The sequence below is a fragment of the Aeromonas media genome, from assembly GCF_000819985.1.
GTDB lineage: Bacteria > Pseudomonadota > Gammaproteobacteria > Enterobacterales > Aeromonadaceae > Aeromonas > Aeromonas media.
Genome location: NZ_CDBZ01000071.1, coordinates 1 through 23,782, shown reverse-complemented (window position 1 = coordinate 23,782; position 23,782 = coordinate 1). Strand labels below are relative to the sequence as shown.

The 23,782-nt window shown below is 57.3% G+C and carries 38 protein-coding genes; 33 read left to right on the top strand and 5 right to left on the bottom strand.

Translation table 11 applies throughout. The features are described from left to right. Positions 1-65: 65 nt before the first annotated feature. Entirely contained in the window at positions 66-644 is a 579-nt protein-coding gene (nfuA, locus tag BN1127_RS06240; protein ID WP_033129997.1) for a Fe-S biogenesis protein NfuA, read from the bottom strand. 148 nt (positions 645-792) lie between these two features. Then, on the bottom strand, positions 793-1,521 hold the full coding sequence (locus tag BN1127_RS06235; protein WP_042648869.1) for a ComF family protein: 729 nt from the start codon (positions 1,519-1,521) through the stop codon (positions 793-795). A gap of 38 nt (positions 1,522-1,559) precedes the next feature. Here BN1127_RS06235 and bioH point away from each other — a divergent pair, with 38 nt between their 5' ends. The 3 genes from bioH (at position 1,560) to BN1127_RS06220 (ending at position 3,389) form a co-directional block, all read left to right on the top strand. Continuing rightward, positions 1,560-2,324, top strand: a complete 765-nt coding sequence (gene bioH / locus BN1127_RS06230; protein WP_042648868.1) for a pimeloyl-ACP methyl ester esterase BioH — start codon at positions 1,560-1,562, stop codon at positions 2,322-2,324. Positions 2,325-2,395: 71 nt separating this feature from the next. Next, positions 2,396-2,629 carry a flagellar hook protein FlgE gene (locus BN1127_RS06225; RefSeq protein ID WP_042648867.1) on the top strand — a complete coding sequence of 78 codons (234 nt, stop codon included), beginning with the start codon at positions 2,396-2,398 and terminating at the stop codon, positions 2,627-2,629. A 1-nt stretch (position 2,630) separates the two neighbouring features. Continuing rightward, positions 2,631-3,389, top strand: coding sequence for a putative metalloprotease CJM1_0395 family protein (locus tag BN1127_RS06220; RefSeq protein ID WP_042648866.1), 759 nt, complete (start codon positions 2,631-2,633; stop codon positions 3,387-3,389). 86 nt (positions 3,390-3,475) lie between these two features. Here BN1127_RS06220 and BN1127_RS06215 read toward each other — a convergent pair whose 3' ends face one another. Together BN1127_RS06215 and greB are read right to left on the bottom strand one after the other, a co-directional pair. Next, positions 3,476-5,788 carry a Tex family protein gene (locus BN1127_RS06215; protein WP_042648865.1) on the bottom strand — a complete coding sequence of 771 codons (2,313 nt, stop codon included), beginning with the start codon at positions 5,786-5,788 and terminating at the stop codon, positions 3,476-3,478. Between the two features lie 235 nt (positions 5,789-6,023). After that, positions 6,024-6,530 (bottom strand): transcription elongation factor GreB, encoded by a 507-nt coding sequence (gene greB, locus BN1127_RS06210; RefSeq protein ID WP_042648864.1) that lies wholly within the window; start codon positions 6,528-6,530, stop codon positions 6,024-6,026. A gap of 225 nt (positions 6,531-6,755) precedes the next feature. Between greB and ompR the strand changes: the two genes are divergently transcribed. Then, a complete protein-coding gene (gene ompR, locus BN1127_RS06205; protein WP_005328510.1) occupies positions 6,756-7,475 on the top strand; it encodes an osmolarity response regulator transcription factor OmpR in 720 nt (239 codons plus the stop codon). After that, the gene (gene envZ, locus BN1127_RS06200; protein ID WP_042648863.1) at positions 7,472-8,782 is read left to right on the top strand and encodes a two-component system sensor histidine kinase EnvZ; all 1,311 of its coding nucleotides are present in this window, start codon (positions 7,472-7,474) and stop codon (positions 8,780-8,782) included. The genes ompR and envZ overlap by 4 nt, the downstream gene beginning before the upstream one ends. 37 nt (positions 8,783-8,819) lie before the next feature. On the opposite strand, the gene BN1127_RS06195 is transcribed toward envZ, so the two are convergent. Continuing rightward, positions 8,820-9,734, bottom strand: a complete 915-nt coding sequence (locus tag BN1127_RS06195) for a DMT family transporter (RefSeq protein WP_042648862.1) — start codon at positions 9,732-9,734, stop codon at positions 8,820-8,822. A gap of 356 nt (positions 9,735-10,090) precedes the next feature. Between BN1127_RS06195 and rpsJ the strand changes: the two genes are divergently transcribed. The 28 genes from rpsJ (at position 10,091) to rplQ (ending at position 23,716) form a co-directional block, all read left to right on the top strand. Next, the gene (rpsJ, locus tag BN1127_RS06190) at positions 10,091-10,402 is read left to right on the top strand and encodes a 30S ribosomal protein S10 (protein WP_005307944.1); all 312 of its coding nucleotides are present in this window, start codon (positions 10,091-10,093) and stop codon (positions 10,400-10,402) included. Positions 10,403-10,424: 22 nt separating this feature from the next. Beyond that, complete coding sequence (gene rplC / locus BN1127_RS06185; protein ID WP_025325385.1) at positions 10,425-11,057, top strand: 50S ribosomal protein L3; 633 nt, start codon at positions 10,425-10,427, stop codon at positions 11,055-11,057. 17 nt (positions 11,058-11,074) lie between these two features. Then, positions 11,075-11,680 (top strand): 50S ribosomal protein L4, encoded by a 606-nt coding sequence (gene rplD / locus BN1127_RS06180; RefSeq protein WP_025325386.1) that lies wholly within the window; start codon positions 11,075-11,077, stop codon positions 11,678-11,680. After that, complete coding sequence (gene rplW, locus BN1127_RS06175; RefSeq protein WP_005331199.1) at positions 11,677-11,979, top strand: 50S ribosomal protein L23; 303 nt, start codon at positions 11,677-11,679, stop codon at positions 11,977-11,979. The genes rplD and rplW overlap by 4 nt, the downstream gene beginning before the upstream one ends. Positions 11,980-11,994: 15 nt before the next feature. Continuing rightward, positions 11,995-12,816 (top strand): 50S ribosomal protein L2, encoded by an 822-nt coding sequence (gene rplB / locus BN1127_RS21200; protein WP_005331177.1) that lies wholly within the window; start codon positions 11,995-11,997, stop codon positions 12,814-12,816. A gap of 22 nt (positions 12,817-12,838) precedes the next feature. Beyond that, positions 12,839-13,117 (top strand): 30S ribosomal protein S19, encoded by a 279-nt coding sequence (rpsS, locus tag BN1127_RS06165; RefSeq protein ID WP_005307960.1) that lies wholly within the window; start codon positions 12,839-12,841, stop codon positions 13,115-13,117. A gap of 10 nt (positions 13,118-13,127) precedes the next feature. Further along, complete coding sequence (gene rplV / locus BN1127_RS06160) at positions 13,128-13,472, top strand: 50S ribosomal protein L22 (protein ID WP_005319741.1); 345 nt, start codon at positions 13,128-13,130, stop codon at positions 13,470-13,472. 3 nt (positions 13,473-13,475) lie between these two features. Continuing rightward, a complete protein-coding gene (gene rpsC, locus BN1127_RS06155) occupies positions 13,476-14,189 on the top strand; it encodes a 30S ribosomal protein S3 (protein ID WP_005331168.1) in 714 nt (237 codons plus the stop codon). Between the two features lie 13 nt (positions 14,190-14,202). Further along, positions 14,203-14,616 carry a 50S ribosomal protein L16 gene (gene rplP / locus BN1127_RS06150; RefSeq protein ID WP_005307963.1) on the top strand — a complete coding sequence of 138 codons (414 nt, stop codon included), beginning with the start codon at positions 14,203-14,205 and terminating at the stop codon, positions 14,614-14,616. Then, positions 14,616-14,807, top strand: coding sequence for a 50S ribosomal protein L29 (rpmC, locus tag BN1127_RS06145; protein ID WP_005307965.1), 192 nt, complete (start codon positions 14,616-14,618; stop codon positions 14,805-14,807). Before rplP ends, rpmC begins: the two co-directional genes overlap by 1 nt. Beyond that, entirely contained in the window at positions 14,807-15,055 is a 249-nt protein-coding gene (gene rpsQ / locus BN1127_RS06140) for a 30S ribosomal protein S17 (RefSeq protein ID WP_005307966.1), read from the top strand. The genes rpmC and rpsQ overlap by 1 nt, the downstream gene beginning before the upstream one ends. Before the next feature lie 148 nt (positions 15,056-15,203). Further along, entirely contained in the window at positions 15,204-15,572 is a 369-nt protein-coding gene (gene rplN, locus BN1127_RS06135) for a 50S ribosomal protein L14 (protein WP_005307975.1), read from the top strand. Between the two features lie 11 nt (positions 15,573-15,583). Further along, the gene (rplX, locus tag BN1127_RS06130) at positions 15,584-15,901 is read left to right on the top strand and encodes a 50S ribosomal protein L24 (RefSeq protein WP_025325387.1); all 318 of its coding nucleotides are present in this window, start codon (positions 15,584-15,586) and stop codon (positions 15,899-15,901) included. A gap of 13 nt (positions 15,902-15,914) precedes the next feature. Beyond that, a complete protein-coding gene (rplE, locus tag BN1127_RS06125) occupies positions 15,915-16,454 on the top strand; it encodes a 50S ribosomal protein L5 (RefSeq protein ID WP_005331162.1) in 540 nt (179 codons plus the stop codon). Positions 16,455-16,464: 10 nt separating this feature from the next. Continuing rightward, positions 16,465-16,770: a 30S ribosomal protein S14 gene (rpsN, locus tag BN1127_RS06120; RefSeq protein WP_005331161.1), complete on the top strand. Its 306-nt coding sequence runs from the start codon at positions 16,465-16,467 to the stop codon at positions 16,768-16,770. A gap of 19 nt (positions 16,771-16,789) precedes the next feature. Continuing rightward, positions 16,790-17,182 (top strand): 30S ribosomal protein S8, encoded by a 393-nt coding sequence (gene rpsH / locus BN1127_RS06115; RefSeq protein WP_042648861.1) that lies wholly within the window; start codon positions 16,790-16,792, stop codon positions 17,180-17,182. A gap of 13 nt (positions 17,183-17,195) precedes the next feature. After that, positions 17,196-17,729 carry a 50S ribosomal protein L6 gene (rplF, locus tag BN1127_RS06110; RefSeq protein ID WP_025325388.1) on the top strand — a complete coding sequence of 178 codons (534 nt, stop codon included), beginning with the start codon at positions 17,196-17,198 and terminating at the stop codon, positions 17,727-17,729. 9 nt (positions 17,730-17,738) lie between these two features. Then, a complete protein-coding gene (gene rplR, locus BN1127_RS06105) occupies positions 17,739-18,092 on the top strand; it encodes a 50S ribosomal protein L18 (RefSeq protein ID WP_033130012.1) in 354 nt (117 codons plus the stop codon). A 14-nt stretch (positions 18,093-18,106) separates the two neighbouring features. Further along, entirely contained in the window at positions 18,107-18,607 is a 501-nt protein-coding gene (gene rpsE, locus BN1127_RS06100) for a 30S ribosomal protein S5 (protein ID WP_005340605.1), read from the top strand. A 6-nt stretch (positions 18,608-18,613) separates the two neighbouring features. Further along, positions 18,614-18,793 carry a 50S ribosomal protein L30 gene (rpmD, locus tag BN1127_RS21195; protein ID WP_005307985.1) on the top strand — a complete coding sequence of 60 codons (180 nt, stop codon included), beginning with the start codon at positions 18,614-18,616 and terminating at the stop codon, positions 18,791-18,793. 2 nt (positions 18,794-18,795) lie between these two features. Beyond that, on the top strand, positions 18,796-19,233 hold the full coding sequence (gene rplO / locus BN1127_RS06095) for a 50S ribosomal protein L15 (protein WP_025325390.1): 438 nt from the start codon (positions 18,796-18,798) through the stop codon (positions 19,231-19,233). Between the two features lie 8 nt (positions 19,234-19,241). Then, positions 19,242-20,570, top strand: coding sequence for a preprotein translocase subunit SecY (gene secY / locus BN1127_RS06090; RefSeq protein ID WP_005307989.1), 1,329 nt, complete (start codon positions 19,242-19,244; stop codon positions 20,568-20,570). Positions 20,571-20,597: 27 nt separating this feature from the next. Next, positions 20,598-20,711, top strand: a complete 114-nt coding sequence (gene rpmJ, locus BN1127_RS21190) for a 50S ribosomal protein L36 (RefSeq protein ID WP_005319705.1) — start codon at positions 20,598-20,600, stop codon at positions 20,709-20,711. A 139-nt stretch (positions 20,712-20,850) separates the two neighbouring features. Next, positions 20,851-21,207, top strand: coding sequence for a 30S ribosomal protein S13 (rpsM, locus tag BN1127_RS06085; protein ID WP_005307991.1), 357 nt, complete (start codon positions 20,851-20,853; stop codon positions 21,205-21,207). Between the two features lie 14 nt (positions 21,208-21,221). Next, positions 21,222-21,611 carry a 30S ribosomal protein S11 gene (gene rpsK, locus BN1127_RS06080; protein WP_005319702.1) on the top strand — a complete coding sequence of 130 codons (390 nt, stop codon included), beginning with the start codon at positions 21,222-21,224 and terminating at the stop codon, positions 21,609-21,611. A 39-nt stretch (positions 21,612-21,650) separates the two neighbouring features. Next, entirely contained in the window at positions 21,651-22,271 is a 621-nt protein-coding gene (rpsD, locus tag BN1127_RS06075) for a 30S ribosomal protein S4 (protein WP_010672568.1), read from the top strand. A gap of 25 nt (positions 22,272-22,296) precedes the next feature. Then, positions 22,297-23,286 (top strand): DNA-directed RNA polymerase subunit alpha, encoded by a 990-nt coding sequence (locus tag BN1127_RS06070; protein WP_005307997.1) that lies wholly within the window; start codon positions 22,297-22,299, stop codon positions 23,284-23,286. 43 nt (positions 23,287-23,329) lie between these two features. Continuing rightward, positions 23,330-23,716 carry a 50S ribosomal protein L17 gene (gene rplQ / locus BN1127_RS06065; RefSeq protein ID WP_042648860.1) on the top strand — a complete coding sequence of 129 codons (387 nt, stop codon included), beginning with the start codon at positions 23,330-23,332 and terminating at the stop codon, positions 23,714-23,716. Positions 23,717-23,782: the final 66 nt, after the last annotated feature.

Below are 23,782 nucleotides of genomic sequence, written 5' to 3'. Positions count from 1 at the left end.
GCCGCAGAATGCAAAAGGCCCCGCCAGCTGGCGGGGCCTTTTCTTTGCGCCGAAATGGCAACAAATCAGTAGTAGGAGTGATCGCCACGCTGGTGCTCGGTGGCATCCTTCACGCCGTTGAGCTCGCCCGGGAATTTCTCCAGCAGCTGCTTCTCGATCCCCTCTTTCAGGGTGTAATCCACCTGAGAACAGCCGTTGCAACCACCACCAAACTGCAAAATCGCCAGCTTGTCGTCGGTAATGTCAATCAAGGTCACCTTGCCACCGTGACCGGCCAGCATGGGGTTCACTTCAGACATCAGCACGTACTCGATGCGGTCGGCCAGGGGCGCATCGTCGGCCACCTTGCGCATCTTGGCGTTTGGCGCCTTGAGGGTGAGCTGGGAGCCCATCTGATCGGTGACGAAGTCGATGGTGGCATCGACTAGGTAAGGGGCGCTCAGGGGATCGACCAGGCAGTCGAAGCCACTGAAGGGCAGGTGTTGATCTTCCGGATCGACCGCGTCGGGTGGGCAATAGGATACGCCGCACTCGGCATTCTGGGTTCCCGGATTGACCACAAACACCCGGATGTTGGTGCCATCAGGCTGCTTTTCCAGCAACTTGCGGAAGTGGGCCTGGGCGGTGTCGGAAATGCTGATCATCACTATCCTCATAAACCTGAGTGTACGACTAGGGTATTCATGATAACTCGCTTGGAGGGGCTTGGGTAGCGTGTCGATGGCGAGCTTGTGAGCCCGGGCGTATCGGAATCATGCCGCCATCGGCCTGCTTGGCCGGATCCCTGCCCGGTTATTTGAGGTGTCTCAGGGTACGGCAGATGGCCCACACCTCCACCCTGGTGATACCGCTCTCATGGAGCAGGCGGCTGAGCTGACCTGCGGTGGCCCCCGTGGTCACCACGTCATCGAGCAGGGCCACGTGACGGTAATGGTGGGGCGCTATCTGGAAGGCGCCGCGCAGGTTCCGCCGCCGCTGGCCGGCACTGTGCCGGGTTTGCTGCGGAGTGGCCCTGACCCTGCGCAGCAGCCGGGTGTCACAGGGGATGCCGGTGAGCTCGCCGAGGGCGGTTCCTATCTCCTCTGCCTGATTGAAGCCGCGCCACCACTGGCGCCACCAGTGCAGGGGGACGGGGATGATGACCTCGGGAGGATCGTCTCCCTCCAGATGGTCGGCCAGCAGTTGGGCGAGCAGCGGCGCCAGCAGGATCTGGCCCGAGTATTTCAGCCGGGGAATGAGCAGGGAGTAGGGGGGCTGATAGTCGCCTATCACCTGCAGCCGCTCCCAGGGCGGGGGCCTGCGCTGGCAGCGTCCGCACAGCAGCTCGTTTCCTGTATGTTGCTCTGGCAAGGGGGTCGCGCACAGCCTGCATTTGCGGCAAGGCTGGTGCAGGGACTGCTGGCACCAGCTACACAGCAGAGGCTGATCATCACAGGGTTGGCGACAGAGCAGGCAGAGGCCGAGCCAGTCGGACCGGCTGCCGAGGATCGGACTTGCTTTGGCGAGCAGCCGCTTTAACATGCAGGCTCCAAGCAGATGAACAGGGATCTTGAGTCTAGATGAGCGTATCGGTTGAGCGGTTTGGCCAGGGCCAGGACCTGGTGTTGTTGCATGGCTGGGGCATGAATGGTGCTGTCTGGCACGGTATTGCCCAGCAGTTGGCGGCCCACTATCGGCTGCACCTGGTGGACTTGCCCGGGTTTGGCAACAGCCCTCTGCACGAGGGGAGTGAGTACACCCTGCCTTGGCTGGCGGAGCAGGTTGCCACAGTCCTGCCGGAAAAATGCCATCTGCTCGGCTGGTCCCTCGGCGGTCTGGTGGCGAGCCAGCTGGCCCTGACCCGGCCCGAGCGCCTCCACTCCCTCATTACTGTCGCCAGCTCCCCCTGCTTCATGGCCCGCGAAGACTGGCCCGGGATAGCCCCCAAGGTGCTTGCTGGGTTCAACCAGATGCTGGCGGGGGACTTCATGCAGACCATAGAGCGCTTCCTGGCGATCCAGGCCATGGGCAGCGAGCATGCCAGAAACGACATTCGCCAGTTGCGCCACTGGCTGGCGGAGCGTCCGGCTCCCCAGCTTGCCGCGCTGGAGGCGGGTCTCGGCCTGTTGGCCGACGTGGATCTGCGGGATGAGCTGGTCGGTCTGGATCTGCCTTGGCTGCGGATCTATGGCAGGCTGGACTCCCTGGTGCCCAAGGCGGCCATACCGCTGCTGGACGAGCGTTATCCCGCGAGCCGCAGCCTGGTGCTGGAGAAGGCCTCCCACGCCCCCTTCATCTCCCATCCAGAGCCTTTCATCACACTGTTGCGACAGTTCATTGGCTGATCCTTGAGCGACATGCTTCAATAACGCCTCGAGGTGGTGGATAATTAGCCAACCATGAAAGGAGTGAGCCGATGCGTATCGATTCTGCCATGACCACGGGCGTACAGGGATTCCAGCGGGCCGAGCAACTGGCCGGTCAGGCATCCGGCCAGCTCGCCCGCCTCAACACCCCGTCGGGTGACCAGGTACAGGTGACGGACGAGCTGGTGAATCTCAAGGTGGCCGAGCTGCATGCCGGCGCCTCTGCCAAGGTGATCCAGACTGCCAGCGACATGCTGGGCACCCTGATCGACATCAAGGTGTGAGATGAACATCAATGTCAGCCTGCCGCCTATCATTCCGAATCAACTGCAACCGCAGACGGAATCGGCGCAGACTGACAACCGCCGCGCAGAACTGGTGCCTCCCAGCCGCCAGAGCGAGGCGTCCAACGCCGAGTCCGGTGTTGCCTCCCAGAAAGACAAGTCCAGAGCCGCCCAGGCCAATCCGCCCGCCGCTTCTTCAACCCGGGATAATGCACAGACCAGCCCGACGACCCCGTCCCATCGCTTCGTCGAGGCCACGGGGGAGGAGAGCCAGCGCCGGCAGCAGCAGGATCCCGAGCAGCAGGAGCAACAGAGGCAGCAACGCCAGCTGGCCGCACTGGTGGAGCGGGATCTCGAGGTGCGCAAGCACGAGCAGGCGCACCAGATGGCAGGTGGCGAGCATGCGGGCAGCCCCAGCTACCAGTTTTCCCAGGGGCCGGATGGCAAGCGTTACGCCACCGGGGGTGAGGTGGCCATCGACATCGGTGTTGTCCATGGCGATCCGGCTGCCACCCTCGCCAAGATGCAGCAGGTGCGTGCCGCCGCCCTGGCACCGGTGGAACCCTCGTCACAGGATCTGAGCGTGGCCCGCGCCGCCACCGCCAAAGAGGCTCAGGCCCGCAAGGAACTGATGGATGTCAGAGGCGCTGCAATCGGGCCGCTTGGCGCCTACATGGACAGGCGCAATCAGGTGATAGCCCAACACTACCAGCAGGCCGTCAGACCCGCCCCTCGTCAGACCTTCAGCCAGGACATCTGAGAGGCCGGATCCGCCGGATTCAAAATCCGTCGCCTGCCTGACGCCCAGTAAAAAGCCCCTCGCGGGGCTTTTGTCATTCAGGATCGTCACTTCTTCAGCTTTGAGAGGGCGGCGGCGAAGGCGTTGCCCATGGCGCCACCGGCAGGGGCGCCCTGTTTCGGCTCCTGCCTGGGTCTGGCGCTGCCTGCACCCGATGGTCGGGATTCCACAGGCTTGCGGGCGGGTTGTCCCGCTTTCTCGTCGAGGCGCATGGTCAGGCTGATGCGCTTGCGCGGTGCATCCACCTCCAGCACCTTGACCCGGACGATGTCGCCCGCCTTGACCACCTCGCGGGGATCCTTGACGAAACGGTCGGTCAGGGAGGAGATATGCACCAGCCCATCCTGATGGACGCCGATGTCGACGAAGGCGCCGAAGTTGGTGACGTTGGTGACCACCCCTTCCAGCACCATCTCGGGCACCAGGTCGCTTAACTTCTCCACCCCGTCCTTGAAGGTGGCGGTCTTGAACTCGGGGCGCGGGTCGCGGCCCGGCTTGTCCAGCTCGCCGATGATGTCGGTGACTGTGGGCACGCCGAACTGCTCGTCGGTGTAGTCGGCCGGTTTCAGGCTGCGCAGCAGGCTGCTGTTGCCGAGCAGGCTCTCCACTGTCTGTTCCAGCTGGGCGAGGATCCGCTCCACCACCGGATAGGACTCCGGGTGAACCGCCGAGCCGTCCAGCGGATTGCTGCCGCCGCGAATGCGCAGGAAGCCGGCGCACTGCTCGAACGCTTTGGGTCCGAGTCGGCTCACCTTCAGCAACTGCTGACGGCTCTTGAAGGCGCCGTGCTCATCCCGATAGGCGACTATATTCTGGGCCAGCGTCTGGGAGAGGCCGGAGACCCGGTTGAGCAGGGCGACCGAGGCGGTATTCACATCCACCCCTACCGCATTCACGCAATCCTCGACCACAGCATCCAGCCGGCGGGCCAGCTGGCTCTGGCCGACGTCGTGCTGATACTGGCCCACCCCGATACTCTTGGGGTCGATCTTGACCAGCTCGGCCAGGGGGTCCTGCAGGCGACGGGCGATGGAAACGGCACCACGGATGGAGACGTCGAGATCAGGGAACTCCTGGGAGGCGAGCTCGGAGGCGGAGTAGACGGAGGCGCCTGCTTCGCTCACCACTATCTTCTGGGCCCGGGCCAAGGGGTAGCGCTCGAACAGATCGCTCACTAGCCGGTCGGTCTCCCGGGAGGCGGTGCCGTTGCCTATGCTGATGAGCTCCACCTTGTGCTTCTGGCACAGCTCGCTCAGGGTCTTGAGGCTCTGATCAATCTGGCGTTTCGGTTCGAACGGATAGATGGTGGCGTGATCGACCAGCTTGCCGGTGGCATCCACCACGGCGACCTTGACCCCGGTGCGGATGCCCGGATCCAGCCCCATGGTGCAGCGCATGCCGGCCGGAGCCGCCATCAGCAGATCCTGAAGGTTCATGGCGAACACCTTGATCGCCTCGTCCTCTGCCGACTCGCGGATGCGGCCGATCAGTTCGGTCTCCATCTGGAGCGACAGCTTGATCTTCCAGGTCCAGCTCACCACCCCCTGCAGCCACTTGTCCGCCGGGCGGTTCTGCAGATTGAGCCTGAGGTGGTGGGCAATGATCCCTTCGCAGGGGCTGGCACTCTCATCGTCGCCGGTCACCAGCGCGAGGTTGAGGATCCCCTCGTTGCGCCCGCGCAGCATGGCCAGCACCCGGTGGGAGGGGGCCTTGTGCAGGGGCTCGTCATGCTCGAAGTAATCCTTGAACTTGGCCCCTTCCTGCTCCTTGCCCGCAACAACCCGGGCGCGCAGGGTGGCGTTCTGCCACAGGTAGTCCCGCAGCTTTTCCAGCAGGTCGGCCTGCTCGGCGAAGCGCTCCATCAGGATGTAGCGGGCACCGTCGAGGGCCGCCTTGCTGTCGGTGATCCCCTGCTCGGCATTGAGGAAGCGGGCTGCCGCTTGCTCCGGATCCTGCATGGGGTCGGTCAGCAGCAGGTTGGCCAGCGGCTCCAGCCCGGCTTCGATGGCCATCTGCCCCTTGGTACGACGCTTGGGCTTGTAGGGGAGGTAGAGGTCTTCGAGCCGGGTCTTGCTGTCGGCACCGTGCAGCTCGCGCGCCAGCTCGGGAGTCAGCTTGCCCTGCTCCTCGATGGAGCGAATGATCACCTGACGGCGATCTTCCAGTTCACGCAGATAGCCGAGGCGGCTCTCCAGGGTACGCAACTGACTGTCGTCCAGACCGCCGGTCACCTCCTTGCGATAACGGGCGATAAAGGGAACGGTCGAGCCTTCATCCAGCAGGCGCACGGCGGCCTGAACCTGTTCCGGGCGGGCATTCAGCTCACCGGCAATCTGTCTCTCAATTACATGGCTGTGCATCTGTGGTCTCTGTGGTCGGGTCCTGGTCAACGGGCAGGCGCGAGGCGATGTCGCCGGTCAGGGGGTCTGTCCCGGCGGTACTCAAGGTACCAGCCGGGCCACTGTCGCGCGGGCCGGTTGGCGCCACAAGGCGCCGGGTGTGAGCACTATATGGGGTCGGGCTGCGGGATGCCACTCCGGCAAAAATGACACGAATCGCATCCGGTGGCCGAGCATGCTGTCCATCTTGGCCTCGTCAGCCGATTTGGCAGCCTGGGCCAGCACTGGCTTGCTTGGGATAGCTGATCTCATTGATGTACCAGCAGACGTCACCCACTGGCGTTCGCACCATGGCCTCGTCGCCCACCTCTTTCTTGAGCAGGGCGCGGGCCATGGGGGAGTCGATGGAGATGTAATCCTTGCGGCCGAAGATCTCGTCATAGCCGACGATGCGAAAACGCTTGGTTTCACCCTCGTCGTTCTCCACCTCGACCCAGGCACCGAAGAACACCTTGCCCTCCTGGGAGGGGGAGTAATCGACTATGGTCAGCTCCTCCAGGCACTTGCGCAGGTAGCGGACCCGGCGGTCTATCTCCCGCAGCCGCTTCTTGTTGTACTGGTAGTCGGCGTTCTCGCTGCGATCCCCGAGGCTCGCCGCCCAGGCCACCTTCTTGGTGGTCTCGGGTCTCTCCTCGCGCCACAGGGTGTCGTGTTCCTGCCGGAGCTGGTTGTAGCCTTCACGGGTGATGAGTTTGGTTTTCATGGGCTTATCAGTCCCTGCTGCCTGGATGGCGGGTTGCGTCGTCTTGCTCGGGATCTTAGCCATTGTCGTCTGACTGTCGAGCAGAAACACATGGTGAGAGGCTCGTTGGGAGCCTTTTTGTCCCTGGGAACCCCCAGCCAAGGGTAATAACCGGTAACATATTTATGCTTTGTGGTTGCCAGAGCGGGCCCTAGTATTGGGAGGAGACAGAGAAGAGAGGTGGCAATGAGTCAGCAATACAAGGTCCTGGTGGTCGATGACGACCTGAAACTACGCTCCCTGCTGGAGCGTTACCTCACCGAACAGGGATTTGTGGTGCGGGGCGTTGCCAATGGTGAGCAGGCTGATCGCCTGCTGACCCGCGAGAATTTCAGCCTGATGGTGCTCGACCTGATGTTGCCGGGGGAAGACGGCCTATCCATCTGCCGCCGTCTGCGCGAGGCGGGCAATCAGATCCCGGTGCTGATGCTCACCGCCAAGGGGGACGAAGTAGATCGCATCGTCGGGCTGGAGATGGGGGCCGATGATTACCTGCCCAAGCCCTTCAATCCCCGTGAGTTGCTGGCCCGGATCCGCGCCGTGTTGCGCCGCCATACCGTCGAGCTGCCCGGTGCGCCGTCCGCCGCCGAGAAGATGGTGAGCTTTGGCGCCTATCAGCTCAACCTGGCGACCCGGGAGTTGAGCCGGGACGGCGAGCCGGTGGCCCTGACCAGCGGCGAGTTCGCCGTGCTCAAGGTGCTGGTGAGCCACCCTCGCGAGCCGCTCTCCCGAGACAAGCTGATGAACCTGGCCCGTGGCCGGGAATACACCGCCACCGAGCGCAGTATCGATGTGCAGGTCTCCCGTCTGCGCCGCCTGCTGGAGCAGGATCCGGCCCAGCCCCGTTACCTGCAGACGGTGTGGGGCCTTGGCTATGTCTTCGTGCCGGACGGTGACGGGGAATGAAAAAAGTGGGTAGCATGTTCTCCCGCATGCTCTGGTTCCTGGCCGCCGTGCTGGTGGTCTATCAGGTTGTCTCCTACGCCACCTTCTACAACTATCTGCTGGCGCCCACCGTCAAGCAGATCAGTCATCTGCTGGCCAATCAGGTCAAACTCATCTTTCCGGTTGAAAGCAACCAGCTGGCGCTGAGCGAAGATGCCGAGGCACTGGTCTATGTGGCGACCGGCAGTGACATCTATACCCAGACAGAGGCGGAGCAGCACGGACTCAAGGAGTCCAAACCCTACCCCTATCTGGAGGAGAGCATCAGCCGCGAGCTGGGGGGGAAGACCAAGGTGAGGGTAGAGATTCAGGATCACTACATCATCTGGATCCAGCCACCCCAGGCCAGCCAGATGTGGGTGCGCATCCCCCTGACCGAGATCGAGGATGACGACATCGAGCCCCTCATCATCTACATGAGCGTGCTGCTGGTGGTGACCCTGTTTGCGGCATGGCGCTTTGCCCGCCAGCTGGTGCGACCGCTGGAAGATCTGGAGGCAGGGGCCGTGGCCGTGGCGCGGGGCCAGTTCCCCGATGCTTTGGGAGAGCACGGCTCGCGGGAGGTACGCCGCCTGACCCGCACCTTCAACCACATGTCGCACTCCATCAAGGGCCTTATCGAAGAGCGCAACCTGATGATGGCCGGGGTCTCCCATGATCTGCGCACGCCCCTGACCCGCATCCGGCTGGCGACCGAGATGATGTCCTCCGAGGATGAGTATCTCAAGGAGAGCATCAATGCGGACATCGACGAGTCGAACGGCATCATAGATCAGTTCATCGACTACATACGCCCGAACGAGGGACTGGATGCCCATCCCATCGACCTGACCCAGCTCATCCACGATGCGCTGTTGATGCAGACCGATCAGGGGCTGGAGGTGGAGCTGCTACTGCCGGAGCAGGCGGTGCGGGTGGCCTGCCATCCCATCAGCATCCGTCGCATCCTCAACAACCTGTCGGGCAATGCGTTGCGTTACGGCGCGACCAGGCTGCAGGCCGAACTGAAGGACGATGGTCACTGGGTTCGGCTTCGGCTCTCTGACAATGGCCCCGGGATCGCGGAGCAGGACTACTCCCGGGTGCTCAAGCCCTTTACCCAGGGTAATGTGGCGCGCACCGGCGGCGGCAGTGGCCTGGGGCTGGCCATAGTCGCCAAGATAGTGTCCCAGCACCACGGCACCATCAGGCTGGGCCGCTCCGAGCTGGGAGGCTTGCTGGTGGAGATCCGGCTACCCAAGCACCAGCCGCTGGAGTGGATGGATTGAACAAAGGGCGCATCAGTGGATGCGCCCTTCTGCATTGTCAGGCTTGTGGCTCGGCCGTCTTGCGGTAGCGCTTGCCGTATTTAAGTTGCTGGATCAGCAGGGCGGTGACGATCAGCGCCAACCCTATGGGGGTGGCGGGGTGGATGCTCTCACCGATCAACAGATTGAGCAGCACCAGCGAAGCAAACGGCGAGATGAAGATGAGGTTGCTGATGGGAGCCGTGTTGGTGGCGTGGCGCAGGGCCATCAGCCAGAGCACGAAGCCGAAGCCCATCTCGAACAGCCCCACATAGATGGCACCGAGCCAGCCCTGCCAGGCGGTCATGGCAAAGTCGGCGAGCAGCCAGGTCGCCACCACGATGAATGGCAGGCTGATGAGGAAGCCGAGCAGCAGGCTGACGATGGGGTCCCCCTGATTGCGGGTATTGAGGATCCAGTAGCCTGCCCAGATGAGGGTCGAGACCAGGGCCAGCGTCACACCGAGCGAGCTGTCAAACTGCAGGCCAAACACATCTCCCCTGGTGGCGATCACCAGGGCGCCGAAGTAGCCAAGCACGATGGCCACCCCGTCACGGCGACGCAGTTTCTGGCCGAGGAAGGGGACGGCCAGCAAGCTCAAGGTGATGGCCCAGGTGTAGTTGAGGGTCTGGGCCTGTTGCGCCGGCAGCAGATCATAGGCCTTGAACAGCAGCAGGTAATAGAGGAAGGGGTTCAGCACCCCTAGGGCCAGATAGTAGAAGGGGCGGGCCCTGAAATAGCTCAACAACAGGGGCAGCTTGCCTTGGATCGCAACGATGGACCCCAGAGTCAGGGTCGAGGTGATGGCGGCGACCAGCAGCAACTGCACCGGCTCGAAGTAGGCGAGGGATATCTTGAAGGCGGTGGCGACCGTCGACCAGAGGGCGACGGCGCAGAGTCCGTATTGATAGGCTTTCTTCTGATTCTTGAGCATCGGGGTCGTTCCGCTGACTGAGGCAAGGGGGCAGTCTATCAGCCTGTTTGCAACATTGTCGTTACCGCTTTGTGGCGGGCAAGGGAGCGATCGCCAGCGAGATCCATCCGCCACACAAAATTGCGCACAATCTGTCCGCCTTCTCTTGCGCGAATTGAAAAAATCCGTATAATCCCCTCCGCTTGCCCATGAGGCATGCCAGACGATATGTCTGCTTGCTGAGCTTCCCGTTTACGTGTCGCCAGCCATACAGTCCTCCCGATATGGGGGGAAACGTGAAAAATCACACCTCTGGCGGGAGTAATCTCGGTCGGGCGGTGTTGATTTATGTTCTTTTATCTATTGGAGCTCTGTCAATGCAGAACCAAAGAATCCGTATCCGCCTGAAGGCTTTTGATCATCGCCTGATCGATCAATCCACTGCGGAAATCGTTGAAACTGCAAAGCGCACCGGCGCGCAGGTTCGCGGTCCTATTCCGCTGCCGACTCGCAAAGAGCGCTTCACCGTCCTGATCTCCCCGCACGTCAACAAAGATGCGCGTGATCAGTACGAGATCCGCACTCACAAGCGTCTGGTAGACATCGTTGAGCCGACTGACAAGACCGTAGACGCCCTGATGCGTCTGGATCTGGCAGCTGGTGTAGACGTCCAGATCAGCCTGGGTTAATTACGGAAAGAGGTTGATAACAATGACAATCGGTCTTGTAGGTCGCAAAGTGGGTATGACTCGCATCTTCACTGAAGATGGCGTTTCTATCCCGGTGACTGTTATCGAAGTTGAAGCTAACCGTGTAACTCAGGTCAAATCTGTAGAAACCGACGGCTACAACGCTATTCAGGTTACCACTGGCGCCAAAAAAGCCAGCCGTGTGACCAAGCCGGAAGCTGGCCACTTCGCCAAAGCTGGTGTAGAAGCCGGTCGCGGTCTGTGGGAGTTCCGCCTGAACAACGGTGAAACTTTCACTGTTGGTAGCGAGCTGAAAGTAGATCTTCTCGCTGACGTTAAGATGGTAGACGTTACCGGCACATCCAAGGGTAAAGGTTTTGCGGGCACTGTAAAGCGCCACAACTTCCGCACCCAGGATATGACCCACGGTAACTCCCTGTCCCACCGTGTACCTGGCTCCATCGGTCAAAACCAGACCCCGGGCCGTGTATTCAAGGGCAAAAAGATGGCTGGTCACATGGGTGCTGAGCGTGTAACGACTCAGAACCTGGAACTGGTTCGTGTTGACGCTGAACGCAACCTGCTGCTCATCAAAGGCGCAGTACCGGGTGCAACCAACGGCAACGTGATCGTCAAACCTGCCGTCAAAGCGTAACGTCTGAGGAGATAGTAATGGAATTGGTAATGAAAGACGCCAAGAGCGCTCTTGAAGTTTCCGAGACTACCTTCGGGCGCGAATTCAACGAAGCTCTGGTTCACCAGGTCGTCGTTGCATATGCCGCTGGTGCCCGTCAGGGTACTCGTGCGCAGCTGACTCGCTCTGAAGTGTCTGGTGGCGGCAAAAAGCCGTGGCGTCAGAAGGGTACTGGTCGTGCCCGTGCTGGCTCCATCCGTTCGCCCATCTGGCGTTCCGGTGGTGTGACCTTTGCTGCTAAGCCGCAAGATCACAGCCAGAAAGTAAACAAGAAGATGTACCGCGGCGCTATCCGTAGCATCCTGTCCGAGCTGGTACGTCAAGAGCGCCTGATCGTTGTCGAGAAATTCGGCATCGAAGCGCCGAAGACCAAAGAACTGATCGCCAAGCTGAAAGAAATGGAACTGACTGACGTTCTGATCGTGACTGCTGAAGTCGATGAGAACCTGTTCCTGGCTGCTCGCAACCTGTACAAGGTCGACGTGCGTGATGTTGCCGGTATCGACCCGGTCAGCCTGATCGCTTTCGACAAGATTCTGATGACTGCTGACGCAGTTAAGCAAATCGAGGAGATGCTGGCATGATCCGCGAAGAACGTCTGTTGAAAGTTCTGAAGGCTCCGCACATCTCTGAAAAGAGCACCATGGTCGCAGAAAAGCAGAACACTATCGTGTTCAAAGTTGCTGTTGATGCCACCAAGGCGGAAGTCAAAGCTGCAGTTGCGAAACTGTTCGAGGTCGAAGTTGAGACCGTCCGTACCCTGAACATGAAGGGTAAGACCAAGCGCTCAGGTGCGCGTGTAGGCCGTCGTTCCGATTGGAAAAAGGCTTATGTGACCCTGAAAGCTGGTCAGGACATCGACTTCATGGGCGCAGCCGAGTAAGAGGAGTTCTCAAAAATGGCAATCGTTAAGTGCAAGCCTACTTCTCCGGGCCGCCGCCACGTCGTCAAGATCGTCAACCAAGAGCTGTACAAGGGCAAGCCCTTTGCCGCTCTGCTGGACAGCAAAAGCAAGTCCGGTGGTCGTAACAACAACGGCCGTATCACTACCCGTCATATCGGTGGTGGTCACAAGCAACACTACCGTATCGTCGACTTCAAACGCGACAAAGACGGCATTCCGGCCAAAGTAGAGCGCCTGGAATACGATCCTAACCGTACCGCAAACATCGCCCTGGTGCTGTATGCAGACGGTGAGCGTCGTTACATCCTGGCTCCGAAAGGCCTGAAAGCAGGTGATGCTATCGCTTCTGGTGCTGATGCTGCGATCAAGGTAGGTAACTCCCTGCCGATGCGTAACATCCCGGTTGGTTCTACCGTTCACGCCGTAGAAATGAAGCCTGGTAAAGGTGCTCAGCTGGCTCGTTCCGCTGGTACTTTCATCCAGATTCTGGCTCGTGAAGGTAACTATGTAACTCTGCGTCTGCGTTCCGGCGAAGTACGTAAAGTTCTGGCCGAGTGCCGCGCCACCATTGGTGAAGTGGGTAACTCCGAGCACATGCTGCGTCAACTGGGTAAAGCCGGTGCAAACCGCTGGCGTGGTATTCGTCCGACTGTTCGCGGTATGGCGATGAACCCGGTTGATCACCCGCACGGTGGTGGTGAGGGTCGTAACAAGGGCATGCAGCCTGTGTCCCCATGGGGCCAGAAGGCTAAGGGCTTCAAGACCCGTAAGAACAAGCGTACCGACAAGTACATCGTACGTCGTCGTAACAAGTAATTGTTAACATAGAGGAATCACCATGCCACGTTCTCTCAAGAAGGGTCCATTTATTGACCTGCACTTGCTGAAGAAGGTAGAGAAAGCGGTGGAAAGCGGGGATAAAAAGCCGGTTAAGACCTGGTCCCGTCGTTCAATGATCATCCCGAACATGATCGGTTTGACCATCGCTGTCCATAATGGTCGTCAGCACGTTCCGGTTTTCGTTACCGAAGAAATGATCGGTCACAAACTGGGTGAATTCGCACCGACTCGTACTTATCGCGGCCATGCTGCTGATAAGAAGGCTAAGAAGCGCTAAGGGATAAATGATGGAAGCTATCGCTAAACACCGTTATGCCCGTACTTCTGCCCAGAAAGCTCGTCTGGTAGCCGATCAAGTACGTGGTCTGTCCGTAGACAAGGCTCTGAACATCCTGACCTTCAGCCCGAAAAAGGCTGCAGTTCTGGTGAAGAAAGTGCTGGAATCTGCCATTGCAAACGCTGAGCACAACGAAGGCGCCGACATCGACGCACTGCGTGTTGCCACCATCATGGTAGACGAAGGTCCCTCCATGAAGCGCATCCGCCCGCGTGCCAAAGGTCGCGCGGATCGTATCCTCAAGCGTACCGCTCACATCACTGTAGTGGTATCCGACGCTAAGGCTGGGAGATAAGCAATGGGTCAGAAAGTACATCCTAATGGCATTCGCCTGGGTATTACCAAGCCTTGGAATTCTACCTGGTTCGCGAACACCAAAGACTTCGCTGACAACCTGTACAGCGATTTCCAAGTACGCCAGTTCCTGACCAAGGAGCTGAAAAACGCTTCCTTGTCCAAGATCACCATCGAGCGTCCGGCCAAGAGCATCCGTGTGACCATTCACACCGCTCGTCCGGGTGTCGTGATCGGCAAGAAAGGCGAAGACGTTGAGAAACTGCGCAAAGCCGTAGCCGCTATTGCTGGCGTGCCTGCTCAGATCAACATTTCCGAAGTCCGCAAGCCGGAGCTGGATGGCAAACTCGTTGCCGACAGCATCACTTCTCAGCTGGAACGTCGCGTAATGTTCCGTCGCGCTATGAAGCGCGCCGTACAGAACGCCATGCGCCTGGGTGCCAAGGGCATCAAAGTAGAAGTGTCCGGTCGTCTGGGCGGCGCTGAAATCGCGCGTACCGAATGGTACCGTGAAGGTCGTGTGCCTTTGCACACCCTGCGTGCCGACATCGACTACGCAACTTCTGAAGCCCACACCACTTACGGTGTGATCGGCGTCAAAGTTTGGATCTTCAAGGGCGAAGTTCTGGGCGGTCTGGCTGCTGTTAACGCTGCCGCTGCTCAAGAGCAAGCTCCTGCAAAGCCCAAGCGTGACAACAAGCGCCGCGCTGCTAAGTAAGGAGATTCGGTAAATGTTGCAACCTAAGCGTACTAAATTCCGCAAGACCCATAAGGGTCGTAACCGCGGTCTGGCCAACTCTGGTAACGAAGTATCCTTCGGTACCTTTGGCCTGAAGGCGACATCTCGTGGTCAACTGACTGCTCGTCAAATCGAAGCAGCCCGTCGTGCCATGACCCGTCACGTAAAGCGTCAAGGTAAGATCTGGATCCGTGTGTTCCCGGACAAGCCCATCACCGAAAAGCCCCTCGAAGTTCGTATGGGTAAAGGTAAGGGTAACGTGGAATATTGGGTCTGCCCGATCCAGCCTGGCAAGGTTCTGTACGAGATGGATGGTGTACCTGAGGCTCTGGCGCGTGAAGCGTTTGCCCTGGCCGCAGCTAAGCTGTCTGTTCAGACCACTTTCGTAATTAAGACGGTGATGTGATGAAAGCCCAAGATCTGCGTCAAAAGAGCGTCGAAGAACTGAACCAGGAGCTGCTGGGTCTGCTGCGTGAGCAATTCAACATGCGCATGCAAGCTTCCACCGGCCAACTGGCTCAGACTCACACTCTGAAACAAGTGCGTCGTGACGTCGCACGTATCAAGACTGTACTGACTGAGAAGGCAGGTGCGTAATGACTGACAAGATCCGTACTCTGCAAGGTCGTGTAATTAGCGACAAGATGGACAAGTCCATCACCGTCGCTATCGAGCGCAAGGTAAAGCACCCGATCTACGGTAAGATCATCAAGCGCACTACCAAGCTGCACGTACATGACGAGAACAACGAGTGTAAAGCTGGCGATCTCGTGGAAATCCGCGAATGCCGCCCGCTGTCCAAGACCAAGTCCTGGACCCTGGTTGCTGTCGTAGAAAAGGCCTAATTCGGTACTTTTTAGCCCAAACGGCCCCCCATCGGGGCCGTTTGTTTTTTAGGCTACCTTTTCAAAAATACCTGTGTTATAGTTTCGCGCCTTTTGAAGGCAGCCAGATCCCATCAGGGATAAGAAGTAAACAAAGCGGAGCACTAAGATGATCCAGATGCAAAGTATGCTGGGTGTTGCCGACAACTCCGGCGCTCGCAGTGTAATGTGTATTAAGGTTCTGGGTGGTTCGCACCGCCGTTATGCCGGCATCGGCGACATCATCAAGGTTTCCATCAAGGAAGCCATTCCTCGCGGTAAAGTGAAGAAAGGTGATGTGTATAACGCGGTGGTCGTACGCACCCGTAAAGGCGTTCGTCGTCCGGACGGCTCAGTCATCCGTTTCGACAACAATGCGGCTGTGTTGCTTAACAACAACCAACAGCCAATCGGTACTCGTATTTTTGGCCCGGTGACCCGTGAACTCCGTAATGAGAAGTTCATGAAGATTGTGTCCCTGGCACCCGAAGTACTGTAAGGAGTCGAACGATGGCAGCTAAAATCCGTCGCGAAGACGAAGTAATTGTTCTTACCGGCAAAGACAAGGGCAAGCGTGGCAAAGTCACTCAAGTCCTGATTGCAAAAGGTAAGGTAATCGTGGAAGGCATCAACCAGGTGAAGAAACACCAGAAGCCGGTACCCGCATTGGGTCAGGCTGGCGGTATCGTCACCAAAGAAGCCCCCATCGATGTATCTAACATCGCGCTGTTCAACTCTGCCACTGGCAAGGCTGACCGCGTTGGTTTCCGGATTGAAGACGGCAAGAAAGTCCGTTTCTTCAAATCCACCGGCGAACTTGTGAAGTAATTGGAGTTTAACGATGGCGAAACTGCATGATTACTACAAATCCGATGTAGTAAATGAACTGTCCAAGCAGTTCGGTTACAAGACTATCATGCAAGTCCCTCGGATCGAGAAAATCACCCTGAACATGGGTGTTGGTGAAGCGATCTCTGACAAGAAGTTGCTGGAAAATGCTGCTGCCGATATGGCTGCCATTTCCGGTCAGAAACCGCTGATCACCAAAGCACGCAAATCTGTTGCGGGCTTCAAGATTCGTGAAGGCTACCCGATAGGTTGTAAAGTAACCCTGCGTGGCGAGCGTATGTGGGAGTTCCTGGAACGGCTGATTTGCATCTCCGTACCGCGTATCCGTGACTTCCGTGGTCTGAACGCCAAGGCGTTCGATGGCCGTGGTAACTACTCCATGGGCGTGCGTGAGCAAATCATCTTCCCGGAAATCGACTATGACAAGGTCGATCGCGTCCGTGGTCTGGATATCACCATCACCACTTCCGCGAATACCGACGAAGAAGGCCGTGCTCTGCTGGCTGCCTTTAACTTCCCATTCCGCAAGTAAGGTTAGGGTTATGGCTAAAACATCCATGAAAGCACGTGAAGCAAAGCGTGCGAAGCTGGCAGCCAAGTTCGCGACCAAGCGTACCGAGCTGAAAGCTATCATCGTTGATATGAACGCTTCTGAAGAAGCGCGTTGGGATGCTGTCTTGCAACTGCAACAGCTGCCCCGTGATTCCAGTCCGTCCCGCCAGCGTAACCGTTGCAACATCACTGGTCGTCCGCACGGTTTCCTGCGGAAGTTTGGCCTCTCTCGCATCAAGGTGCGTGAGCATGCCATGAAGGGCGAAATTCCGGGCCTCAAAAAGGCCTCTTGGTAAGAATCTCGGGAGTTAGACTATGAGCATGCAAGATCCGATCGCGGATATGCTGACCCGCATCCGTAACGGTCAGGCGGCGAGCAAAGTTGCGGTTTCCATGCCTTCTTCCAAGCTGAAAGTGGCTATTGCCAAAGTGCTGAAGGAAGAAGGTTACATCGCTGGCTACTCCGTAGTAGGTGATGTGAAGCCGGAACTGGAAATTGAACTGAAATATTTCCAGGGCAAGCCGGTTGTAGAACTGATCCAACGCGTGAGCCGTCCCGGCCTGCGTATTTACAAGCGCACTACTGATCTGCCGAAAGTCATGGGCGGTCTCGGTGTTGCTATCGTGTCCACGTCTAAAGGTGTGATGACCGACCGTGCTGCCCGCAAGGCAAGCATGGGTGGTGAGATCATCTGCTACGTCGCTTAATAGGAGGTCGGAAATGTCTCGCGTTGCTAAGGCACCCGTCACTATTCCTGCTGGCGTAGAGGTGACTCTGAACGGTCAGGAACTGTCCATCAAAGGTGGTAAAGGTTCTCTGGTTCGTTCCATCCACGCCGGTGTAGAAGTGACCAAAGAAGACAATGTACTGAAGTTCGCCCCGCGCGACGGCATCGCTGGTGCTGACGCTCAGGCCGGTACTGCACGTGCATTGGCTAACAACATGGTAATCGGTGTTACCCAAGGCTTCGAGCGCAAGCTGCAGCTGGTTGGTGTAGGCTACAAAGCCTCCATCAAGGGCAATGCTGTCGCGCTGGCTCTGGGCTTCTCTCACCCGGTTGAGCATGCGCTGCCGGCTGGTGTCACCGCTGAATGTCCGTCCGCCACAGAGATCATTCTGCGTGGTGTGGACAAGCAGCTGGTTGGCCAAGTCGCCGCCGATATCCGTGCTTACCGCGCTCCGGAGCCCTACAAGGGCAAGGGTGTACGCTATGCCAACGAGCAAGTGCGTACTAAAGAAGCTAAGAAGAAGTAAGGTAACACTATGGACAAGAAAGCAGCTCGTCTCCGTCGTGCTACTCGTGCTCGGAAAAAGATGCAGGAACTGGGAGCTACCCGTCTGGTTGTTCACCGTACCCCGCGTCATATCTATGCGCAGGTTATCGCAGCCAACGGTTCCGAAGTTCTGGCCTCTGCTTCTACAGTAGAGAAAGCCATCAGTGAAGCGCTCAAATCTACCGGTAATGCTGATGCAGCTACCGCAGTAGGTAAAGCAATCGCTGAGCGTGCTATTGCCAAAGGCGTTCAGAACGTATCTTTCGATCGTTCCGGTTTCAAGTATCACGGTCGTGTAGCCGCTCTGGCTACCGCTGCTCGTGACGCTGGTCTTCAGTTCTAAGCTAGGAGTCGAAGATGGCTAAAGTCGAATCTCAAGCCGGCGAACTGCAAGAAAAGCTGATTGCAGTAAACCGTGTTTCGAAAACTGTTAAAGGTGGTCGTATCATGTCCTTCACCGCGTTGACCGTGGTGGGTGATGGTAACGGCCGTGTAGGTTACGGTTACGGTAAGGCCCGTGAAGTTCCGGCCGCTATTCAAAAAGCGATGGAACAGGCTAAGCGTAACCTGAACAAGGTTGAACTGAACAATGGCACTCTGCACCACCCGGTGCGCGGTGTTCACTCCGGTTCCACCGTGTTCATGAAGCCGGCCTCACAAGGTACTGGTATCATTGCAGGCGGCGCCATGCGTGCCGTTCTGGAAGTTGCTGGTATCCACAACGTGCTGGCCAAGACCTACGGTTCCACCAACCCAATCAACGTTGTTCGCGCAACTGTCGACGCTCTGGTTCACGGTCAATCACCGGAACAGATCGCTGCCAAGCGTGGTCTGCGCGTTGAAGAAATTCTGGGGTAATGCGACATGGCTAACACTGTAAAAGTAACTCAAACTCGCAGCTCTATCGGCCGTCTGCCAAAGCACAAGGCGACTCTGCGTGGTCTGGGTCTGCGTCGCATTGGTCACACCGTTGAGCTGGAAGATACTCCCTGCGTACGCGGCATGATCAACCAGGTTTATTACATGGTTAAGGTGGAGGGCTAAGCATGCGTCTGAATACTCTGTCTCCGGCCGCTGGTTCCAAGCGTGTTAAGCACCGTCCGGGCCGTGGTATCGGTTCTGGTCTGGGCAAGACCGGTGGTCGTGGTGTGAAAGGTCAAACTTCTCGTTCCGGTGGCGGTAAAGTCCGCAACGGTTTCGAGGGTGGCCAGATGCCTTTGAAAATCCGTCTGCCGAAGTTCGGTTTCTTCTCTCGCAAATCTTTGGTTTCTGCCGAAGTGCGCCTGAATGAAATCGCCCTGGTAGAAGGTGATGTGGTCGATCTGAGCACTCTGAAGCAAGCCGGTGTTGTTACCAAGAACATCGTTTTCGCTAAAGTTGTTCTGTCTGGCAACATTGACCGTGCTGTGACCGTTCGTGGTCTGTCCGTCACCAAAGGTGCACGTGCAGCCATCGAGGCCGCTGGCGGTAAAATCGAGGAATAATCAGTACAATGGCTAAGAAACCAGGATTGGATGTTAAAGCACAAGGTGGTCTGAGTGAATTGAAGAGCCGTCTGCTCTTCGTTCTCGGGGCAATTATCGTGTTCCGCGCAGGCTCTTATGTGCCGATTCCTGGTATTGACGCCGCCGTACTGGCCGAGTTGTTCCAACAACAGAAGGGCACCATCATTGAGATGTTCAACATGTTCAGTGGTGGTGCACTCTCGCGTGCTTCTATTCTTGCGCTGGGGATCATGCCGTATATTTCGGCGTCGATCATTATCCAGCTGCTGACTGTGGTTCATCCCGCTCTTGCTGAACTCAAGAAAGAGGGTGAATCCGGCCGTCGCAAGATTAGCCAATATACCCGTTGGGGCACGCTGGTTTTGGGAACGTTCCAGGCCATTGGTATTGCAACCGGTCTGCCGAATATGATGCAAGGACTCGTGACTCATCCGGGTTTGGGCTTCTATTTCACAGCCGTTGTGAGTCTGGTCACCGGTACCATGTTCTTGATGTGGTTGGGTGAACAGATTACCGAGCGTGGGATTGGTAATGGTATCTCGCTGATTATTTTCACGGGTATCGTTGCTGGTCTGCCTCATGCCATTGGCGCTACGGCCGAACAGGCACGTCAAGGGGAATTGCACATCCTGCTGTTGTTGTTGCTGGGCTTGATTGTTTTCGCAGTGACTTACTTTGTGGTGTTCGTGGAGCGTGGTCAACGTCGTATCGTCGTTAACTATGCCAAGCGTCAACAAGGCCGCCAGGTATTCGCCGCGCAAAGCACACACCTGCCGTTGAAAGTGAATATGGCCGGTGTGATTCCTGCGATTTTCGCATCCAGCATCATCCTCTTCCCAGGGACCATTACCTCTTGGTTTGGTCAGGGCGAGGGCAAGGTGGCAGATATCCTGCAACAGGTCTCTATGGTCCTGCAGCCGGGTCAACCCTTGTATGAGATGCTCTATGCAGCAGCCATTATCTTCTTCTGCTTCTTCTATACCGCGCTGGTGTTCAACCCCCGCGAGACAGCAGATAATCTGAAGAAGAGTGGAGCCTTTATCCCGGGGATCCGCCCGGGCGAGCAGACAGCACGTTACATCGATAAGGTTATGACTCGCCTGACATTGGCAGGTGCGCTTTATATAACCTTTATCTGTCTGGTACCCCAGTTCTTGATGACTGCCTGGAACGTACAGTTCTACTTCGGTGGCACTTCGCTGCTGATTATCGTGGTAGTTATCATGGACTTCATGGCTCAGGTTCAGACCCATATGATGTCTCATCAATATGGCGACGTCCTGAGGAAGGCCAACCTGAAGGGCTACGGCCGCTAAAGGTCGGCGTAGTTACGGAGTTAAGCAATGAAAGTTCGTGCTTCCGTTAAGGCAATCTGCCGTAACTGCAAAATCATCAAGCGTCACGGTGTGGTGCGTGTGATTTGCAGCGAGCCAAAGCATAAACAGCGCCAAGGCTAATTTTTTACGGTTAGTACTTGCAACAAATAGTTGTGCTGGCTAATATAGCCAGCCAACTTTTGTTGTGTATTGGTTGACCGCCACGTATCCGCTCACGGGCTTTGTGGTGGTCGTTATCTACTATATGTAGGAGTGAATAGTGGCCCGTATCGCTGGCATTAACATTCCTGACCATAAGCATGCAGTCATTGCGTTGACTGCGATTTATGGCGTCGGTCGTACCCGCTCCAAGGCCATCTGTGCCGCAGCCGGTATCGCTGAGAATGTGAAAATTAAAGACCTGGACGAAGCTCAGATCGAGAGTCTGCGTGAACAAGTAGGTAAATTCACCGTTGAAGGTGACCTGCGTCGTCAGATTTCCATGAACATCAAGCGATTGATGGATCTGGGTTGCTACCGTGGTTTGCGTCACCGTCGTAGCCTGCCTGTTCGTGGTCAACGTACCAAGACCAACGCTCGTACCCGTAAGGGTCCGCGCAAGGCTATCAAGAAGTAACGGGAAGGTAGAAAATGGCTAAAACTCCGACTCGTGCTCGCAAGCGCGTTAAAAAGCAAGTGAGCGACGGTATTGCGCACGTTCATGCATCTTTCAACAACACAATCGTGACCATTACTGACCGTCAGGGCAATGCTCTGTCTTGGGCTACCTCTGGTGGTTCCGGTTTCCGTGGTTCCCGTAAGTCCACTCCGTTTGCTGCCCAGGTAGCTGCTGAGCGCGCTGGTGAGATCGCCAAAGAATACGGCGTGAAGAACCTGGAAGTCATGGTCAAAGGTCCGGGTCCCGGTCGTGAGTCTTCCATCCGCGCTCTGAACGCGGCTGGTTTCCGCATCACTAATATTACTGATGTGACTCCGATCCCGCACAACGGTTGTCGTCCTCCCAAGAAGCGCCGCGTATAACGCTGTAGCTACTTGGTCTAGGATTGTTGGAGAAAGAAGATGGCAAGATATATCGGTCCTAAGCTTAAGCTTAGCCGTCGTGAGGGCACCGACCTCTTCCTGAAGTCTGGTGTTCGTGCGATTGATTCTAAGTGCAAGATTGACACCGTTCCTGGTCAACATGGTGCGCGTAAAGCGCGTCTGTCTGACTACGGTGTGCAACTGCGCGAGAAACAAAAAGTACGTCGTATCTACGGCGTATTGGAAAAACAGTTCCGCAACTACTACCGCGACGCTGCCCGTCAAAAGGGTAACACCGGTGAAAACCTGTTGCAGCTGCTGGAAGGTCGTCTGGACAACGTCGTCTACCGCATGGGCTTCGGCGCCACTCGTGCTGAGTCTCGTCAGCTGGTGAGCCACAAAGCCATCATGGTAAACGGCCGCGTTGTGAATGTTCCTTCTTTCCAGGTATCCCCTGAGGACGTGATCTGCGTTCGCGAGAAGGCTAAGAAGCAAGCGCGTATCAAAGCTTCCCTGGAAGTTGCTGGTCAGCGCGAGAAGCCGACTTGGGTAGAGGTTGACGCTGCTAAGATGGAAGGTGCCTTCAAGCGCCTGCCAGAGCGTTCCGACCTGTCTGCCGACATTAACGAACAGCTGATCGTCGAGCTTTACTCCAAGTAAAGCTAGCTTCTAAAGAGAGGACACAATGCTGGGTTCTGTAACAGATTTTCTTAAACCGCGGCTAGTTGACATCGAGCAAGTTAGCCCGACTCACGCGAAAGTGACTCTCGAGCCGCTTGAGCGTGGCTTTGGTCACACGCTGGGTAATGCCCTGCGTCGTATTTTGCTGTCATCTATGCCCGGTTGTGCAGTTACTGAAGTCGAGATCGACGGAGTACTGCACGAGTACAGCAGCAAAGAAGGTGTACAGGAAGACATTCTTGAAATCCTGCTCAACCTGAAAGGTATCGCTGTGAAGCTGGAAGGCAAGGACGAGGTAACTCTGTCCCTGACCAAGTCTGGAACAGGCCCCGTTACCGCTGGTGATATCACTCACGGTGATGAAGTCGAGATCGTAAACCCGGAGCACGTAATCTGCCACCTGACAGGCGCCAATGCTGAGATCAGCATGCGTCTGAAAGTTCAGCGCGGTCGTGGTTATGTGCCTGCTTCTGCTCGTGTTCACAACGATGATGAAGAGCGTCCTATTGGTCGCCTGCTGCTGGACTCCGCGTTCAGCCCCATCGTTCGCATCGCCTACAATGTTGAGGCGGCACGTGTGGAACAGCGCACCGACTTGGACAAGCTGGTTATCGACATGGAGACCAATGGTACTCTGGATCCGGAAGAAGCCATTCGCCGTTCTGCCACTATTTTGGCCGAACAGCTGGAAGCCTTCGTGGATCTGCGCGATGTCAGCGTGCCCGAGAAGAAAGAAGAGAAACCCGAGTTTGATCCGATTCTGCTGCGTCCTGTCGATGATTTGGAGCTGACAGTTCGTTCAGCGAACTGTCTGAAGGCAGAAGCTATCCACTATATTGGTGATCTGGTACAGCGTACCGAAGTTGAGTTGCTTAAAACTCCTAACCTCGGTAAGAAGTCCCTGACTGAGATCAAGGACGTGTTGGCCTCCCGTGGTCTGTCTCTTGGCATGCGCCTTGAGAACTGGCCGCCCGCCAGCATCGCTGACGAGTAATCCAGATTACGGGTTTCACAGATTTAGTTAGAAGGATAAGGTCATGCGCCATCGTTTGAGTGGTCGTCAACTGAACCGGAACAGCAGCCATCGTCAGGCTATGTTCCGCAACATGGCCAGCTCCCTGGTTCGTCATGAGATCATCAAGACGACTCTGCCTAAGGCAAAAGAGCTGCGTCGTGTAGTTGAACCGCTGATCACCCTTGCCAAGACTGATAGCGTTGCTAATCGTCGCCTGGCATTTGCCCGTACTCGCGATAACGCGATCGTGGCTAAGCTGTTCAATGAACTGGGCCCGCGCTACCTGGAGCGCGCCGGCGGTTATACTCGCATTCTGAAATGCGGTTTCCGTGCAGGCGACAACGCCCCTATGGCTTACATTGAGCTGGTAGACCGCCCGGCCGCTGCTGAAGCAGCTGCTGAGTTATAAAGAAAAAGCCGGGCTTGTCCCGGCTTTTCTTTTAATGGATTCTGATACTGCCTCAACTGCCTCAAC